Origin of the sequence: Bacillus clarus (genome assembly GCF_000746925.1) — a bacterium.
Classification (GTDB): Bacteria; Bacillota; Bacilli; order Bacillales; family Bacillaceae_G; genus Bacillus_A; species Bacillus_A clarus.
This window is the reverse complement of sequence record NZ_JMQC01000008.1, coordinates 617,686-634,105: the sequence shown is the minus strand read 5'-3', so window position 1 is coordinate 634,105 and position 16,420 is coordinate 617,686. Positions and strand designations below refer to the sequence as shown.

At 35.0% G+C, this 16,420-nt stretch carries 17 protein-coding genes and 2 pseudogenes; 14 read left to right on the top strand and 5 right to left on the bottom strand.

The features are described 5' to 3' along the window. Positions 1–326 precede the first annotated feature (326 nt). On the top strand, positions 327–965 hold the full coding sequence (locus DJ93_RS29600) for a BclA C-terminal domain-containing protein (protein ID WP_052109536.1): 639 nt from the start codon (positions 327–329) through the stop codon (positions 963–965). A 124-nt stretch (positions 966–1,089) separates the two neighbouring features. Continuing rightward, positions 1,090–1,209, top strand: a pseudogene (locus tag DJ93_RS30020) (VOC family protein); the annotation flags it as partial. Here DJ93_RS30020 and DJ93_RS03960 read toward each other — a convergent pair. Next, positions 1,203–1,847, bottom strand: a complete 645-nt coding sequence (locus tag DJ93_RS03960; RefSeq protein WP_042979276.1) for a YczE/YyaS/YitT family protein — start codon at positions 1,845–1,847, stop codon at positions 1,203–1,205. The pseudogene DJ93_RS30020 and the gene DJ93_RS03960 overlap by 7 nt on opposite strands. A gap of 197 nt (positions 1,848–2,044) precedes the next feature. Between DJ93_RS03960 and pepT the strand changes: the two genes are divergently transcribed. Together pepT and DJ93_RS03950 are read left to right on the top strand one after the other, a co-directional pair. Next, positions 2,045–3,277: a peptidase T gene (gene pepT / locus DJ93_RS03955; RefSeq protein WP_042979275.1), complete on the top strand. Its 1,233-nt coding sequence runs from the start codon at positions 2,045–2,047 to the stop codon at positions 3,275–3,277. 147 nt (positions 3,278–3,424) lie between these two features. Then, complete coding sequence (locus tag DJ93_RS03950) at positions 3,425–4,489, top strand: lactonase family protein (RefSeq protein WP_042979274.1); 1,065 nt, start codon at positions 3,425–3,427, stop codon at positions 4,487–4,489. Between the two features lie 35 nt (positions 4,490–4,524). Here the strand turns inward: DJ93_RS03950 and DJ93_RS03945 are convergent, their stop codons facing one another. Genes DJ93_RS03945 through DJ93_RS03935 form a run of 3 tightly spaced genes read right to left on the bottom strand, consistent with a single transcriptional unit; the run spans position 4,525 to position 6,755 of the window. After that, complete coding sequence (locus DJ93_RS03945) at positions 4,525–5,631, bottom strand: DNA-3-methyladenine glycosylase family protein (protein WP_080743342.1); 1,107 nt, start codon at positions 5,629–5,631, stop codon at positions 4,525–4,527. A gap of 10 nt (positions 5,632–5,641) precedes the next feature. Continuing rightward, positions 5,642–6,157, bottom strand: coding sequence for a methylated-DNA--[protein]-cysteine S-methyltransferase (locus tag DJ93_RS03940; protein ID WP_042979273.1), 516 nt, complete (start codon positions 6,155–6,157; stop codon positions 5,642–5,644). A 4-nt stretch (positions 6,158–6,161) separates the two neighbouring features. Then, positions 6,162–6,755, bottom strand: a complete 594-nt coding sequence (locus DJ93_RS03935) for a bifunctional transcriptional activator/DNA repair enzyme AdaA (RefSeq protein ID WP_042979272.1) — start codon at positions 6,753–6,755, stop codon at positions 6,162–6,164. Between the two features lie 153 nt (positions 6,756–6,908). On the opposite strand from DJ93_RS03935, the gene DJ93_RS03930 reads away from it, so the two are divergent. The 6 genes from DJ93_RS03930 to DJ93_RS03905 all read left to right on the top strand — a co-directional run bounded on the left by DJ93_RS03930 (position 6,909) and on the right by DJ93_RS03905 (position 12,687). Next, positions 6,909–7,667, top strand: a complete 759-nt coding sequence (locus tag DJ93_RS03930) for an exodeoxyribonuclease III (RefSeq protein ID WP_042979271.1) — start codon at positions 6,909–6,911, stop codon at positions 7,665–7,667. Between the two features lie 335 nt (positions 7,668–8,002). Beyond that, positions 8,003–8,968 (top strand): iron-hydroxamate ABC transporter substrate-binding protein, encoded by a 966-nt coding sequence (locus DJ93_RS03925; RefSeq protein ID WP_042979270.1) that lies wholly within the window; start codon positions 8,003–8,005, stop codon positions 8,966–8,968. A 27-nt stretch (positions 8,969–8,995) separates the two neighbouring features. Then, positions 8,996–10,003, top strand: a complete 1,008-nt coding sequence (locus DJ93_RS03920) for a FecCD family ABC transporter permease (protein ID WP_042979269.1) — start codon at positions 8,996–8,998, stop codon at positions 10,001–10,003. After that, positions 9,996–11,018: a FecCD family ABC transporter permease gene (locus tag DJ93_RS03915; RefSeq protein ID WP_042979268.1), complete on the top strand. Its 1,023-nt coding sequence runs from the start codon at positions 9,996–9,998 to the stop codon at positions 11,016–11,018. Before DJ93_RS03920 ends, DJ93_RS03915 begins: the two co-directional genes overlap by 8 nt. A 14-nt stretch (positions 11,019–11,032) precedes the next feature. Next, positions 11,033–11,851: an ABC transporter ATP-binding protein gene (locus DJ93_RS03910; protein ID WP_042979267.1), complete on the top strand. Its 819-nt coding sequence runs from the start codon at positions 11,033–11,035 to the stop codon at positions 11,849–11,851. Positions 11,852–11,868: 17 nt separating this feature from the next. Next, the gene (locus DJ93_RS03905) at positions 11,869–12,687 is read left to right on the top strand and encodes an alpha/beta hydrolase (RefSeq protein ID WP_042979266.1); all 819 of its coding nucleotides are present in this window, start codon (positions 11,869–11,871) and stop codon (positions 12,685–12,687) included. Between the two features lie 61 nt (positions 12,688–12,748). Here the strand turns inward: DJ93_RS03905 and DJ93_RS03900 are convergent. Continuing rightward, positions 12,749–13,439: pseudogene (locus DJ93_RS03900) on the bottom strand (class I SAM-dependent methyltransferase). 89 nt (positions 13,440–13,528) lie between these two features. Here DJ93_RS03900 and DJ93_RS03895 point away from each other — a divergent pair. The 4 genes from DJ93_RS03895 (at position 13,529) to DJ93_RS03880 (ending at position 16,373) form a co-directional block, all read left to right on the top strand. After that, positions 13,529–14,527, top strand: coding sequence for a helix-turn-helix transcriptional regulator (locus DJ93_RS03895; RefSeq protein ID WP_042984138.1), 999 nt, complete (start codon positions 13,529–13,531; stop codon positions 14,525–14,527). Between the two features lie 206 nt (positions 14,528–14,733). After that, entirely contained in the window at positions 14,734–14,961 is a 228-nt protein-coding gene (locus DJ93_RS03890; protein WP_042979265.1) for a hypothetical protein, read from the top strand. 279 nt (positions 14,962–15,240) lie between these two features. Further along, positions 15,241–15,546 (top strand): metal-sensing transcriptional repressor, encoded by a 306-nt coding sequence (locus DJ93_RS03885; RefSeq protein ID WP_042979264.1) that lies wholly within the window; start codon positions 15,241–15,243, stop codon positions 15,544–15,546. A 407-nt stretch (positions 15,547–15,953) separates the two neighbouring features. Next, the gene (locus tag DJ93_RS03880; RefSeq protein WP_042979263.1) at positions 15,954–16,373 is read left to right on the top strand and encodes a VOC family protein; all 420 of its coding nucleotides are present in this window, start codon (positions 15,954–15,956) and stop codon (positions 16,371–16,373) included. The last annotated feature ends 47 nt before the right edge of the window (positions 16,374–16,420 follow it).

The window sequence follows — 16,420 nt, the reverse complement described above, 5'->3', positions numbered from 1 at the left end:
TGAAAAAATTCAATTTATTATAGATGCACCTATTATAGTTACATTTTGTTTTTATTTAATTAAAACTTTATTTTAAGGGAACGGGGAGAAAATTTATGTAGTAATTTATCTTATCAAATGTCATAGATTTTTAGCAGCGTGTAAAAATAAATGTAAAATTGCATACTGTTGTTATTTTATTATTAAAAGCTTAGGCGATATATGATGGTTATGTTGAAATATAAGCTAAGTTAGAATGAAAATCAAAGCGTTAGTTTAATGAAAAATAAATAGGAATAGCATTTATTTTTTTATTCAACCATGTTATCAAGTTATGTGCAATTTCTATGACAGCTACGGGATCGACAGGCCCAACGGGAGAAACGGGAGTAACCGGTCCAACTGGGGAAACAGGCTCAACGGGTCCAACGGGAGCAACTGGGGAAACAGGCTCAACGGGTCCAACGGGAGCCACAGGATCGACAGGCCCAACGGGAGCAACTGGTGCAACCGGATCGACGGGTCCAACGGGAGAAACGGGCCCAACCGGCCCAACCGGATCGACTGGAACAAATGCTACAGCGAATTCTATGTATGCAGGTAATACAGCAGGAAGTATTATTGCTGTTGTGGTAGGTGGTACGGATGTAACTTTGCCTAGCAATCAGAATTTAGATGCGTTTACAGTGAATGGAACGAATGATACTTTTACAGTACCTGTAACGGGGCGTTACTATTTAACGTACCAAATTAATACAACAGCTGCATTGCTTGTTAGCTCAAGGCTATTATTAAACAGTGTTGCAATACCCGGTTCTATACTTGTGCCAGTTGTAGCTACATCTAGTTTTAATAACGATGTAATCACAAATTTAACTGCTGGCGACACACTAACTTTACAATTATTTGGCTTATTGGGAGCTGTTACATTATTAGGTGGTGGGGGTTCAGTAGGTGCTGCGTTAACCGTTATTCGACTTAGCTAGGAATACATTTTTAGGTTAGAGACGATTTGTAGATAATGTATTACGAAAATGAATCTGATACTGTGTCAGATTCATTTTTTATTTATTGTAAATGTAGTGTTGTGAGGACAAGTTTGAAGTTCTTAAGTATGATGGAGTTATGTTTGGTCTACCGGATGAAGAATATCATTTAGAGTTTACGAGACACGTAGATGGAAGTCCATGCCCAGCTCCAACGAAAGATAATTTACTTGTATTTTATATATTTTCACTCATTTGTTTTTTGTTTTTGTTATCTAAACTATGTAAGAGCATTTGAAACGTTTTGAATGAGCGCTGAAAGATTGGACTTTGGATAAAAGTGTATAGAAAAGTTACGATGAAAACAGGGCCTCCTAACATATATCCAATGACTAGTACAAAGCATTCTACAATGATACGAGCACGGCTAATAGACAGTCCTGTTTTATCAGAAATGGTAAGCATGAACCCATCACGAGGTCCAGCGCCAATTCCAGCAGCAACATACATGCCGCCCCCAATGCCTGTAATTACAATACCGGAAAATAAAATAAGTAGGTTTATCCATAAATAATGAGTAGAATGCGGAAGGATATTTAATTGTAAGAAAAAGTCCATAATAGGGCCAATAAGTAATGCATTCAAAAACGTACCTACGTTTATATATTTCGGATCTACTAGTAAAGAAATAAGAACAAGACATAATCCGCATATAACACTCCAAGTACCAATTGTCCATCCAAACTGTTGATAGAGAGCCATATTTAAAACTTCCCAAGGATGTAAACCGAGAAATTTAACCTTGACTGCAAGAGCATTTCCGAGCCCAAAGAAAATTAATCCTAAGAAAAAAAGAAAATAACGAAAGAGAGTTAGCCTCATCTTTTGATCCTCCCATATTATATAATTATGTATATTACATGTTGGGATTTAAATGTACAAATATTATGTCTTTTTGCGATGTGTTCTAAGTCGTTAACGATGTAAATGGAATATATATCTTTACAGTCAAAAAAGTTAAAATATTTCATTATACGGATTATAATAGAGAAAGAATGATAAAAAGGGAGTGAACGAATTTGAAACAAGAACTTATTGAAAGATTTACGAGATATGTAAAGGTTGATACACAATCAAACGAAGAAAGTCATACAGTACCATCAACACTTGGACAAATTGAGTTTGGTAAGTTGTTAGTGGAAGAGTTAGAAGAGATTGGTTTATCAGAAGTCACGATGGATGATAATGGCTATGTAATGGCAACACTTCCTGCTAATACGGATAAGGATGTTCCTGTTATCGGTTTTTTAGCACACTTAGATACAGCAACAGATTTTACTGGGGAAAATGTGAAACCACAAATTCATGAAAACTTTGATGGTAATGCTATTACGTTAAATGAAGAGTTAAATGTTGTGTTAACACCTGAACAGTTCCCTGAATTACCATCTTATAAAGGACATACGCTTATAACAACAGATGGGACAACACTTCTTGGGGCTGATGATAAAGCAGGTCTTACAGAAATCATGACTGCGATGAACTATTTATTACATAATCCGCAAATTAAGCACGGTAAGATTAGAGTAGCGTTCACACCGGATGAAGAGATTGGCCGCGGTCCATCTCATTTTGATGTAGACGCTTTTGGAGCATCATTTGCTTATACGATGGATGGAGGTCCTTTAGGCGGATTAGAATATGAAAGTTTTAACGCTGCAAGCGCAAAATTAACCTTTAAAGGAACAAATACACACCCTGGAACAGCGAAAAATAAAATGCGTAATGCAAGTAAACTTGCGATGGAGTTTCATGGGCAACTACCAGTAGAAGAGGCGCCGGAATATACAGAGGGATACGAAGGGTTTTATCATTTAATTTCTTTAAATGGTGATGTTGAGCAAAATAAAGCATATTATATTATTCGAGATTTCGATCGTAATAATTTTGAGGCGCGTAAAGATAACATCAAAAACATTGTGAAGTGTATGCAAGAGAAGTATGGAGAAGACGCTATTGTATTAGAGATGAATGATCAGTATTATAATATGCTTGAAAAAATCGAACCAGTTCGAGAAATTGTTGATATTGCTTATGAAGCGATGAAAAAATTAGATATCGAGCCAAATATTCACCCAATTCGTGGGGGAACAGATGGATCACAATTATCATATATGGGATTACCGACACCAAATATTTTCACTGGTGGAGAAAACTACCACGGTAAATTCGAGTATGTTTCTGTAGATAATATGGAAAAAGCTGTTCAAGTTATTGTAGAAATCGTAAGACTATTTGAAGAACAAGCGTAAAATGAAATCCAAGTAGTATGAAATGCTACTTGGATTTTTTTGTTGTAAAAATTTTCTATTGAAATGATATACTATATGCAATAGAACAGTTCCGATTCTATAGTAGAAAATATATTAGATTTTCTATTTTTAGAAAGGGGTAATGTTATGAGTGGAGATCAATTTCATGGGTATATAGGCACATACACGAAAGCGGATAGTAAGGGCATTTATAAATTTACACTTGATACAACAGTTGGAGAAATTAAAGGTATAGAATTAGCAGCTCATGTAGGCAGTCCCACGTATTTAACAATGAGTCATAACAACCAGTACCTTTATTCTGTTGCGAAGGATAATACATTAGGTGGAATCGCTAGCTTTACTATAAATAACGAAACGAGAAATCTCGATGTGATTAATACACAGTTTTTACATGGGGCATCTCCTTGTTATATAGGTGTAAATCAAGAGAATAGTACTGTAGTAGTAGCAAATTATCATAAAGGAACAATTGAATCTTATAAGGTGAACAAGGAAAATGGGAGTGTGAGTGCAGCTACGTCAATTGTAGAGCATTTTGGATCAGGTCCAAATGAAGAAAGACAAGAAAAAGCGTATGCCCATTATTCAAATTTTACACCTGATCAAAAATATGTAATAGCAGTTGATTTAGGAATTGATAAATTGATTACATATAAAGAGTATAGCGGAGAATTAATAGAAGTTCATAGGTTATCCGTTCATCCTGGTAGTGGACCAAGGCATTTTGTATTTCATCCAAATAGAAAATACGCTTACGTAATTACAGAGCTTAGTTCAGAGGTTATTGTGCTGGCATATGATGCAGAGAAAGGTAGTTTTAAAGAAATACAGTACATAGCAACGTTACCTGAGAATTATAGTGAGAATAGTTATGGAAGTGCCATCCATATTTCTTCTGATGGCCGTTTTGTTTATGCAGCAAATAGAGGGCATAATAGCATTGCTGTTTTTCAGGTGAATCAACATTCAGGAGAGCTCATCTTTGTTGAAACAGTATCGACAGAGGGAAATTGGCCACGTGATTTCTCTTTAGATCCGACAGAAAAGTTTATTGTTGCGGCCAATGAAAAATCTAATGCGCTTACTTTATTTGCGAGAAATCAATTGACAGGGAAATTAACACTCATGCAGCATAGAATAAGTGTGCCAGAACCAGTATGTGTGAAGTTTTTACATGCGAAAAAGTAGATAGTTTAGCCTATCTACTTTTTTGTTAGAAGATTTTAATATAGAACACGCCATAAATAAAAGGTGGCATAAGATTCCCAATTTGTCCAGCGTGAAGCAAATTCTTTTATTTCATTTTTAGTTGGTTTATTTTCTGCACCTGTTAAAAATTTTATTGCATTATGTAGACCGACATCATCAATTGGGAAGGCGGATGGAAACCGTAAGCAACGCATTAAAACATAATTAGCCGTCCAGGGCCCCACGCCACGGATATTCGTTAGTAGTTTCTCAGCTTGCTTGAAATCTTTTATTTGTAATAAAGATTCTTTTGATAACTTTTCCTCCGCAATGAGTTGTGCAATTCCGATTAAGTATTCACACTTTTTAGTCGTCATTTTTAATTTGGCTAAGTCTTCTACATCTATATTTGCAATTACTTCTGGGGATGGGAAGAGCCAATGCTTTCTTCCGTTCCATTCTATACATTCGCCAAACTGTTCAACAAGACGTCGCTTTAAAGTATAGGCGAAGGCGAGGTTAATTTGTTGACCGAGAACCCCCCAGCATAGTGCTTCAAATAGGTCGGGAATCCCCATATTGCGAAGTCCATAATAGTCTTTAATTGGTTTTTGAAGGAGAGGGTCATACTTGGCTAAGTTGTAAAAGGGAATTAAATTTATATCTAAATCAAACCACTCCCATACATACTTCGCTACTATAGCGCGAATCCACTTTTGTGAAGGAATAGCATCTCTTAAAAAGCGTATTTGAATATTTCCCGCAGTATTTATACTTGTTTCAATTAAAGGATTTACTCCTTGTATAGGAACGACTCTATAGATTTTGTTATCTTCAATACGAAACATACACTCATTTTTAGAACGCGAAAGGTAGCGTACGTTTTCCTTAAAGCTAAATTCTTTCGGAGCGATTAATATTAACGTGTTGCCGTCATCTTTCCATGCACCATATGGAAGGTGAGGACAACACGTTTTACAAGATGTGTAACCAGCCTGTTCAGCTAATTTTCTAGATTCAAATTTTATAATGGCATCTGAATTTTTTTGTTGATTACACCAAGGAAAGCAATAGTCTTTTGATAATTTTGTGCCGATAAAATAGGGAGCATCCCATTCATCAGGAATTATAGTTTCTGTCATTATGAACCCCCTATAGTGTTTCTAACTTTAATAGTTCTTTTTTCATTTCTAGACCACCTCTAAAGCCAGTTAGCTTTCCGTTTTTTCCTAAAATGCGATGGCAAGGAATTGTAATGAGGAGAGGATTTGCCCCGATTGCGGTACCGACAGCACGTACTGCTTTTGGCTGTTGAATCCATTCTGCAATATTAGAATATGAATAAGTTTTCCCATAAGGAATTTCACGTAATGCATTCCATACAGTTAATTGGAAAGATGTCCCATAAGCCTCGATAGGAAATGTAAAGTTTTTTCGCTTATGTTCGAAATACTCGATGAGTTCTTTTATATATGGTTGTAAGCGGGTATGGCTTTGAACTAATGTATGCTGTGGAAGTTTTTTACTAGCCCAAGTAGTTAGTTCTTCAAAAGTTTGCTTTTGCGATCCGATGAAGCATAATCCATTTGAAGTTGCTGCAACATGCAGCTGCCAATTTTCATGAACAAACAATGTCCAATATATCGTTTTATTTATATTTGATTCCATTTCATCATTCCTCGTTTGTAACATTTGTTTTTCGATATTCAGTAGGGGTAAATCCTGTTTTCTTTTTAAATAAAGTTGCAAAATGAGCCGAGTTTTCTATGCCAACAGCATGACTAATTTCCGTAATGGATTGACTTGTATGCGTTAGATATTCCATCGCTTTTGCAATTCTTAATTGTTGTATATAATCGGTCGGGCTAATGCCTACAATTCGCTTAAAGGTACGTTGTAAATGATAAGGGCTGCCGTGGCACATTTCTGCGAGTATGTCTAAAGTTAATGCATCACAATAATGGTTTTGCATATACTCTTTAATTTGCTTTACCCACTCTTCATTTGGTAAGGTTAGTCCATTTGGTTTACAACGTTTGCATGGACGGAATTTTTCATGCAGCGCTTGCTGTGCATGAAGAAATATTTTTACATTGTTTTTATTAGGCACTCTTGATTTACATGATGGACGACAAAAAATACCCGTTGTTTTTACTGCATAAAAAAATGTAGCATCGTACGAAGAGTCGTTATGAATGATGGCTTGCCAGTACTCAGCTGTTAAGGGATATTCCTTACTTTCTAAATGTGCATCTTTATGCCACAAGCGAATCACCTCCGAAATTAGTATAACCTGAACGAAGTACATATGTACGCAATTACGAATGTAAGAGCAAGATTACAAAGATGAAAATATGATAGTTTTTCTATTTTGTGTTAGCATGAAATTTGAAAATGAACATCAAGAGGAGGAGCATGAATGAAGTTTATTTCATGGAATGTAAATGGTTTGCGAGCAGTTATCGCAAAAGGTGGATTTATAGAATATTTAGAAGAATCTAACGCAGATATTTTTTGTTTACAAGAAATTAAATTACAAAGTGGACAAATTGATCTAGATTTAGAAGGATACTATACCTATTGGAATTATGCTGTGAAAAAAGGATATTCGGGAACCGCAATTTTTACAAAAAAGAAACCGATTTCTGTTACATTCGGTTTAGGAATCGAAGAGCATGATCAAGAAGGAAGAGTCATTACATTAGAGTTCGAAGATTTTTACATGATAACGCTGTATACACCAAATGCGAAGCGAGGGTTAGAACGTTTAGATTACAGAATGGAATGGGAGGATGCATTCCTATCGTATATTAAGCGATTAAATGAAAAGAAACCAGTTATCTTTTGTGGGGATTTGAATGTCGCTCATAAAGAAATTGATTTAAAAAACCCGAAAACAAATCGAAAAAACCCTGGATTTTCAGATGAAGAAAGAGAAAAATTCACGCGTATTTTAGAAGAAGGATTTGTTGATACGTATCGTTATTTATATCCTGACAAAGAAGGCGCATATTCATGGTGGTCGTATCGTATGGGGGCAAGGGCGAAAAATATTGGATGGCGTTTAGATTATTTTGTGATTTCTGAAAGGCTAAAAAATAAAATAATCGATGCAAAAATTAATAGTGAAGTAATAGGATCAGATCATTGTCCTGTTGAATTACGTATGGAGTTTTAAAATGAACTCGTTGAAGAAGTATCTATCAATAATAAAGATAGATACTTTTTTTGATTCTGTTTGTTAAAATTTTTCAAATCATTCTTGAAATAATAGAATATTAACTATATACTTAATAACGATAATCATTATCACCGATAACGATTGTAATTATTATGGGATGAGGGTGGAAAAGAATTTGATATTAGGGGAAGTGAACGAGAATGAGCTTTCATTTGAGGTAGATTTGTTAATGACATGAAATATAGATAAGAAATATAGATAAGAAATATGTTTCATATAATTAAAGATCATTATTAAAATAATATATTCTAAGATTTTGAGAGGAGATATATATGAATAAGAAATTATTTACATTAGGGATGGTTACAGTTTTAAGTGTAGGTTTAGCAGCATGTAATAGTGCGGACAAAACTTCTGGGGAACAAAAACAACAAACAAAAGCGACTGAAACGAAAAAAGATGAGAAGCAAAAAATTACATACTTAGGAAAAGAATATACAGTACCTGCGAAAGTGGATAAAATTGCAACAGCTAGTTTAGAATCTATGGAAGATGCAGCAGTACTTGGTATTAAACCAGTAGGTGCAATTACTGTAGGTGGCAAATTGCCAACGTATCTTGCGAAAGATTTAGAAGGTGCAAAATCTATCGGTGAGAAAATGCAACCGAATTTTGAAACATTACTTCAGTTAAAACCAGATGTTATTACATCTAGTACGAAATTTCCAGCAGAAACAGCTGAAAAATTTACGAAGGTAGCCCCAACGTTACCGGTATCGCACGTTTCGACAAATTGGGAAGATAACCTGAAATTAATGGGAGAACTAACTGGTAAAAAAGATAAAGCAGAAAAAATTATTAAAGATTACAAAGCTGATGCCGAAAAAGCAAAAGAAAAGATTGGAGGTAAATTAAAAGATAAAAAGGTGCTTGTAATAAGGCTAAGAGCGAATGACTTATACCTTTACCCAGAGGGAGTATACTTCAATCCTGTAATTTATAAAGATTTAGGTTTAACTGTTCCAGAGCAAATTAAATCTGTAAAAGCACAAGAAAAAATTTCTTTAGAAAAACTTGCTGAAGTCAACCCAGATTATGTCTTCCTACAATATGAGGAAAGTGAAAATAATAAGCCAAAAGTGCTAGAAGAAATCGAAAGTAATCCAATTTGGCAAAGTATGAATGCTGTAAAAGATAAGAAAGTATTTGTAAATGCTGTAGATCCAATGGCGCAAGGTGGTACAGCTTGGAGTAAAACAGCGTTCTTAAAAGAAGCAGTAAAAAACTTATCTAAATAATTAAATAAGTAAGGTGCGTTGAATGATATGCAGAAAACAAATTCGGTACCAGTAACGTTTTTATGTGTAGCACCCATACTGATTTTACTTACAGTTATACTTTCTATTTTATATGGGGCGAAAAACATTGATGTTGAAACAGTTTGGAATGCATTATTCCATTTTGATTCGGGCGATGTAAATCACAATATTATTATTACTTCTCGTTTACCAAGGGTAGTTGCAGCTCTTTTAGTAGGAGCATTTCTAGCGATATCAGGAGCACTTATGCAGGGGATGACAAGAAACTATCTTGCATCCCCTTCTATTATGGGTGTGACGGATGGAGCAGCTTTTGCAATTACAATTTGCATGGTATTCCTTCCAGGAATGTCTTCGATCAATATGATTTTATGTTCGATGGTGGGATCTGCGCTAGGAGCTGGAATTGTTTTCGGATTCGGATCACTACTGCGAAATGGATTATCGCCAGTAAGATTAGCAATTATAGGAACTGTTATAGGTACATTTTTAAGTAGTGTTTCCGCTGCAATTGCTTCTTATTTTCAAATTTCTCAAAATGTTAGTTTTTGGTTCAATGCCAAGCTAGATCAAGTAGATCCGAATATAATTAAGTTAACGATACCTTTTGGTGTAGTTGGCATTATTTTAGCGCTTTTAATATCGAAATCTATTACAATTCTTTCTTTAGGAGAAGAGGTTTCTATTAATTTAGGTCAACGTACAAAACTAGTAAAAGCGATGGCAATTCTATCTGTTATCTTTTTAACGGGAACGGCAGTTGCTTTAGTAGGAAAAGTTGGTTTTGTGGGATTAATTATTCCTCATATTACTCGCTTTTTAATTGGCGTAGATTATAAATGGATTGTACCGTGTTCTGGAGTTATTGGTGGGGTTTTTCTAGCTTTATGTGATGTATTAAGTAGATTTATAAATTATCCATTTGAAACACCGATTGGAGTCGTTACGTCTTTAATTGGGATTCCTTTCTTCCTTTATTTAATTCGTACAAGAGGAGGAGAGAGACATGCTTAAAAGTTCAAGTCAACGTTTTGTAATGACTATGGGCATTAGTATATTTTTAATTTTGTGTGCGATTTATATTAGTTTAACGAATGGTACATTTGATATTACGGTTACGGACGTATTCCGAACGATTTTTCGGATTGATCCTGTACCTGAACATGATTTAGTTATATTTGATTTTAGACTTCCTCGAATTGTAATTGCTGGATTAGTAGGATTAGGGCTTGGCGTTGCTGGTGCTGTTATTCAAGGGATTACAAGAAACGGTTTAGCTGATCCAGGTATTTTAGGAGTAAATGCTGGTGCAGGAACTGCAATTGTAATTTTTATGTTCTTCTTCCAAGGACAAATAAAAAGTACTGATTGGATTTCTATTATGATGATGCCGATGTTCGGCTTAATTGGCGGGTTAGGTGCAGCTGTATTAATTTACATATTTTCTTGGCGGAATGGGAAATTAGATTCGCAGCGTCTTTTACTAACAGGAATTGCAATAGGATCAGGATTTGGGGCATTTTCTATGTATTTATCACTGAAAATGAAAGCAACTGATTTTGAAATGGCAGCTGTTTGGGTTTCTGGAAGTATATATAGTGCAAACTGGAAATATATTGTTGCTATGTTGCCATGGCTCATTATATTAATACCTATTATAAAAAGAAAAGCGTATTTACTCGATTTATTCCAATTGGAAGAGACGAGTATTACAAGTTTAGGAGTTTCAGTAGAGAGAGAAAAATCTATTTTATTATTAAGTAGTATTGGGTTAGTAAGTGCGTGTGTTGCTTTTTCAGGTAGTATTGGATTTGTTGGATTAATGGCACCACATATTGCTAAGCGCCTTGTCGGTATTCAGCATAAGCATGTTATTCCTGTATGTGGAGTAATAGGCATGTTACTTGTCATCGCTTCTGATTTTATTGCGAAAACAATATTTACACCTGTAGAATTGCCAGTTGGGATTGTTATTTCAATTGTCGGTGTGCCGTATTTCTTATATTTACTTTACAAGGCGAAAGCGTAAGGGGGGGATAAAAAGTGAATGTTTTAAGTGCAGAAAACTTAGAAACGAGTTATGAGAAACTGACGGTGTTTCGTGATTTAAATGTGGAAATACAAGAAGGAAAAGTAACGACGATTATAGGACCAAATGGCTGCGGAAAATCTACATTACTAAAAACAATGGGGCGTATTTTAAAACAAAAAAGCGGTAAAGTGTATTTACAAGGACAGGATTTAAATACGATTTCAACGAAGCAAATCGCAAAACAATTAGCTTTACTTCCGCAAAATCCTATTGCTCCAGGAGAGCTGAAAGTAGAAGAGTTAATTTCTTATGGGCGTTATCCCCATCGTAATAACGTGAATAAGCTAACGTCAAAAGATAAAGAAATGATTGATTGGGCATTAGATATTACAAAAACATCAGCATTCCGTACAAGGCAAATTGCAAATTTATCGGGTGGACAAAGACAAAAGGTATGGTTAGCGATGGCGTTAGCACAAGAAACAGAAGTTTTATTATTAGATGAGCCAACTACATACCTTGATATGTCCCATCAATTAGAAGTGTTGCAAATAGTTGAGAAGTTGAATAGGGAGCATAATTGTACGGTTGTCATGGTGTTACATGATATTAACCATGCAGCTAGATTTTCTGACGAAATTATTGCGATGAAAGAAGGAAAGATTATTACAACGGGGAATCCAATGAAAATCATAACAAATGAAGTGTTAAAAAATGTGTTTCATATAGATGCAAGGGTAATGATAGATCCGTATAATGGTGCTCCCGTTTGTTTTGGTTACGATAGTGTGTTTCAAGAAGAAAAGGCAGAAATGTATGTAACAAGCTAAGAGGAGGATAGCATGCAATGAACACTGGTATCGAAAAACAACAAATTATAACGTCGAATACAGAACAGTGGAAGATATACTCAACAGTAGAGAATCGTGAGTATCAAATTCATATTTCAAAACCGAAACAGCCAGCGCCTGATTCCGGTTATCCCGTCATATATGTATTAGATGGTAATGCTTTTTTTCAAACGTTTCATGAAGCAATTAAAATTCAGTCAGTAAGAGCAGAAAAAACAGGTGTTTCGCCAGCTATCGTAGTCGGTATTGGTTATCCGATTAAAGGAGCATTTTCAGGTGCTGAAAGGTGCTATGATTTTACGCCATCCATACTTTCAGAGAATGCACCACTAAAACCAGACGGTAAGCCGTGGCCTAAATCAGGCGGGGCACATAACTTTTTGAAATTTATTGAAGAAGAATTGAAGCCTCAAATTGAAAATAGTTTTGAAATTGATAGGGGAAAACAAACGATATTTGGTCATTCCCTTGGGGGGTTATTTGCACTGCATGTATTATTTACAAACATAAACGCTTTTCAAAATTATTTCATTAGTAGTCCGTCTATTTGGTGGAATAATCAATCTGTCCTTGAAAAGGAAGGTACATTTATAAAAGAGCTAAATAAAGAGAATGCTGAAGCTAGAGTCTTTCTTACAGTTGGTGGATTGGAAAGAGAGCATATGGTTGTAGATGCAAATGCATTATCAGAACGTTTCCTTCAATTGCAACATGATAAATTTAGATTTAAGTTTTATGAGGCTGAAGGAGAGAATCACGCGTCTGTCGTACCAACCTCTTTAAGTAAAGGGCTAAGATTTATTAGTCATGTATAGAAGGTGTATATGAAAAAGGGTAAGCTATTGCTTACCTTTTTTCATATAGTAATATTTTTCGTTATTGCTTTATTGCCACGTATCCATCAATTAAAAAGCTAGTGAAAAAACGAGTGATTTGAGTAAAACCACATTCCCCCCATAATAGCTAGTAAATCTGTCTCGGAAATAGGAAACATTTCTGTTCCAAAAGAATTTTCAAATCGATCCCAATCTTCTGATGGGATTTGATTTTGTAACATATGGTGTCGCCAAGCATTCAATTGTACAGAAAATATATTTGTATGACGTACACCATTTATCGTAGAGAGGAAGAATGGTGCACCAGGTTTTAAATGGCGGCTAATTTCTTTAAGAAATTCTTTTTTCTGAGTAATGTTTGGAATGAAATGAAGGACAAGCATACAAGTAGTAGCATCAAATAACGAATTTGGTAATAATGAACGGACAGTTCCGTGTATAAAATGAATATGGTTTTGTAGTTCCTCTTTTTCAATCCTCTTTTTTGCTAACTGTAACATTAGCTTGGATGGATCAATACCTGTAAACTCGAGGGTATGATTTTGTTTACCCATTGAAATTATTTCTTGACCACCACCAGCGCCAATAACCAATATGCGTGGAGCGGAGGTTTCTAACGGAAGCATAGGAAATAAGAAATGATTAAGCGTTTCATAAAGGGTAAAATACCCAGGGATTTTCAATGGAATTGTTCGTTCGTACGTATTTACGGTAGAGTCATTCCAACTCATTATTTGTCCTCCTCTTTTAAATGATAGTTCTATTATGAAATGATTAGGAGAAACAATACCATAAATCTGGGGGTATATAGGTGAAGAGTATTTATGAAAAGGTGACGAAAGAAATTACATTATTAACGAATAATATGAATACAATCAATCAGTTTCAAGAAGAGTTTTTAAAAATAGTAAGTAAGGCGATTCCATTTGAGGCAGCGTGTTTTACGACAATTGACCCTAATATTTTTTTATCTACTGGGGCATATACAGATGCAAGTATTGAAAAAATTCATCCAGAGTTGTTCATGAATGAGTTTTTAGAAGAAGACTATAATAAATTTAAAGATCTTGTTCTAAAAGGTCATTATGTATCTTCCTTACATAATGCTACCGATGGCAACCGGATAAAAAGTTCAAGATATCGTAATATTTTAATGCCAGCAGGTTTTCAGGATGAAGTAAGAGTTGTATTTATTAGTAAAGGGAAATGCTTTGGACATCTTAGTTTATTTCGGAGTAATACAAATGCTCTATTTCATTATGATGAGTGCTTGTATCTTTCAACTATTATTTCTTTAGTTGGAGATGCATTAAGACGTGTTTTTATAGTATGTTCAGCTGAAAGAATTGAAAAGATAGAGACTGGTACTGCTATATTAAACGAGGAAGATTTACCAAGACCAATACGTGCTGTTTGTTCACGAGTGAAGGCAAACCAAAATGATAAAGAATTAATGAGTAAAGAAGAAAAAGTTTGTATGAGGTTATCAAGTGGGCAATGTATAGTTATTCGTGCTAGTAAACTGGAATGCTATAGTAGTTTGGCGAATTGTTATGTTGTGTTATTGGAAATGGCAAGACCAGAAGATGCTTTTCTGCTTATTGTCGACTCTTATAACCTTTCATTAAGAGAAAAGGAAGTAATAGATGGGATACTTAGAGGAATGACAACTAAAGAATTAGCAGAGGAGTTGCGAATTTCTAAATATACAGTTCAAGATCATTTGAAATCCATTTTTAATAAAGTAGGTGTATATAGTAGAAGTGAGCTTGTATGGGAAGTTTTCTCGAAGTTTTCTTTTCCTGTAGAAATAAGATGAATGATTACATGAAAAAAGTAGCGTGAAAAACGCTACTTTTTTCAGTTGGAGAAAGAACGATCACTTCTAAAAAATAAAGTTGTCACAAAACTGTCACATTTAGCATAAACATAAAATAGACGAATTGAATTTATGCTTCTGCTCGAAGGAAGTACGAGCCGGATTGGTGATGGAAGTTTCACTTTATTCTCAAGGAGGTTGGTCGTATGAAAACTATTCTTGGTATTGCTGGTCTCATTTGGGTTTTATCGCATGGTATTCTAATTTTTGAAGGGGAACAAATTCGTAGTGCACTGAATAAACATTTTAATGAGTATCATATGATTGATCGGCAAGATAATGTGGTCACAGTACGTGTAAATGAGTGTTTTCATACGGTTACCGTTGAAGGAACTTCTGTAGTTAATGATACAAAAGTATGTGATCAACGATAAGTGAACATATAAATAGGAAACAAAAAGCCTCAATTTAAGTTTTTTAATTGAGGCTTTTTTCTTATTGTATTTGCATTAAGCTTTCATAGTGTCTTTGAAAAAAGGTAAAGGGTATAATAGTGGTTATGTCTGAAACTCTAGTGGTTTGTTAACAATGATTATATGGTTGTTTGATACGTATATAGGGTATCAACACATAGATATTTAATGCTATAATTGATATACTCGTAAAGATATTATTTTTATATGAATAAAGAGAAACTTTAAGAAGGTGATAATATGGATCATAAAGAGCATGAAGCAGCTACTACGCATAGATCGCAAAAAGAAAAAGAACAAATTATAAATAGATTAAAGAGAATTGAAGGGCAAGTACGTGGTATTCAAAATATGATTGAAAATGATCGTTATTGCGTCGATATTTTAGTACAGATTTCAGCTATTAACGCAGCGATGAAAAAAGTAGGGATGGGTGTCCTGAAAAATCATACAAGTCATTGTGTTTCTGACGCTATTAAAAATGGGAATGGTGACGAAGCAATTGAAGAGTTAATGACAGTATTTGAGCGTTTTTCAAAGGCTTAAAAACAAGCTAGTATTTGACTAGCTTGTTTTTTTATCGATATTTATCGTTTAAAGAAGATCCTCTTCTTTAAACGAAGTGAAGGTCTCATGTATTTCTATGAAAAAGCTTAATGGAAACCCTGTATTAATTTAAACAGGATTTTCTTTTTTTCTCTTGTGAAACTCCAGTCATGTTACTCCTTTAAAGGGCCATTTTTTGAATAAAAGAAGGGACCATTCGTCGGTAAAACGAAATTAAACAAATGAATAAATGTTCAAAGTACTTTTGAAAAAATATTCATTTCCACTGAAATACTGTTGTCAGCATTAGATGTTTACAATAGCTTTAGGAAAAGCAACTAGGAAATTATCCGGCGCCCCTAATATTGATAATAGTTACTTACTCAACATTGAGGAGGAAAACGATTATGAGCGACACAAAGACATTAAGAGGACTCACCACTGTCAGTTTTTGGGCGGTTGATTTAGCGGCGGCAAAGGAGTGGTACGCCGCGTTGTTGGGCATCACCCCATACTTCGAACGTCCAGGATATGCCGAGTTTCGTCTTGGCGACTATCAGCATGAGTTGGGCCTGATCGATAGCCGCTATGCGCCCCATGGTTCGACGACCAGACCGGCCGGTGGTGCTATCGTATACTGGCACGTTGACGATGTGACAGCGATTTTCGAGAAGCTGCTATCTATGGGAGCAAAAGAACACGAAGCACCCACAGTTCGTGGTCAGGGGTTCATTACTGCCTCCGTAGTTGATCCCTTTGGGAATATGCTAGGCATTATGTATAATCAACACTATTTGGAAGTTTTAGGTTCAATCAGAAAAGAGTGATTCATGCTGTTGGTGTTCAGTTTAACTCATGTTGAGTGTATCCGAAA

What these genes read in the sequence shown, in the direction of transcription:
- DJ93_RS03880 (WP_042979263.1), top strand. Translation starts at nt 15,954, where the DNA reads ATGAGCGACACAAAGACATTAAGAGGACTCACCACTGTCAGTTTTTGG.
- DJ93_RS03945 (WP_080743342.1), bottom strand. Translation starts at nt 5,631, where the DNA reads ATGACAGAAACTATAATTCCTGATGAATGGGATGCTCCCTATTTTATC.
- DJ93_RS03960 (WP_042979276.1), bottom strand. Translation starts at nt 1,847, where the DNA reads ATGAGGCTAACTCTCTTTCGTTATTTTCTTTTTTTCTTAGGATTAATT.
- DJ93_RS03930 (WP_042979271.1), top strand. Translation starts at nt 6,909, where the DNA reads ATGAAGTTTATTTCATGGAATGTAAATGGTTTGCGAGCAGTTATCGCA.
- DJ93_RS03890 (WP_042979265.1), top strand. Translation starts at nt 14,734, where the DNA reads ATGAAAACTATTCTTGGTATTGCTGGTCTCATTTGGGTTTTATCGCAT.
- DJ93_RS03885 (WP_042979264.1), top strand. Translation starts at nt 15,241, where the DNA reads ATGGATCATAAAGAGCATGAAGCAGCTACTACGCATAGATCGCAAAAA.
- DJ93_RS03905 (WP_042979266.1), top strand. Translation starts at nt 11,869, where the DNA reads ATGAACACTGGTATCGAAAAACAACAAATTATAACGTCGAATACAGAA.
- DJ93_RS03940 (WP_042979273.1), bottom strand. Translation starts at nt 6,157, where the DNA reads ATGGAATCAAATATAAATAAAACGATATATTGGACATTGTTTGTTCAT.
- DJ93_RS03920 (WP_042979269.1), top strand. Translation starts at nt 8,996, where the DNA reads ATGCAGAAAACAAATTCGGTACCAGTAACGTTTTTATGTGTAGCACCC.
- DJ93_RS03925 (WP_042979270.1), top strand. Translation starts at nt 8,003, where the DNA reads ATGAATAAGAAATTATTTACATTAGGGATGGTTACAGTTTTAAGTGTA.
- DJ93_RS03915 (WP_042979268.1), top strand. Translation starts at nt 9,996, where the DNA reads ATGCTTAAAAGTTCAAGTCAACGTTTTGTAATGACTATGGGCATTAGT.
- DJ93_RS03950 (WP_042979274.1), top strand. Translation starts at nt 3,425, where the DNA reads ATGAGTGGAGATCAATTTCATGGGTATATAGGCACATACACGAAAGCG.
- DJ93_RS29600 (WP_052109536.1), top strand. Translation starts at nt 327, where the DNA reads ATGACAGCTACGGGATCGACAGGCCCAACGGGAGAAACGGGAGTAACC.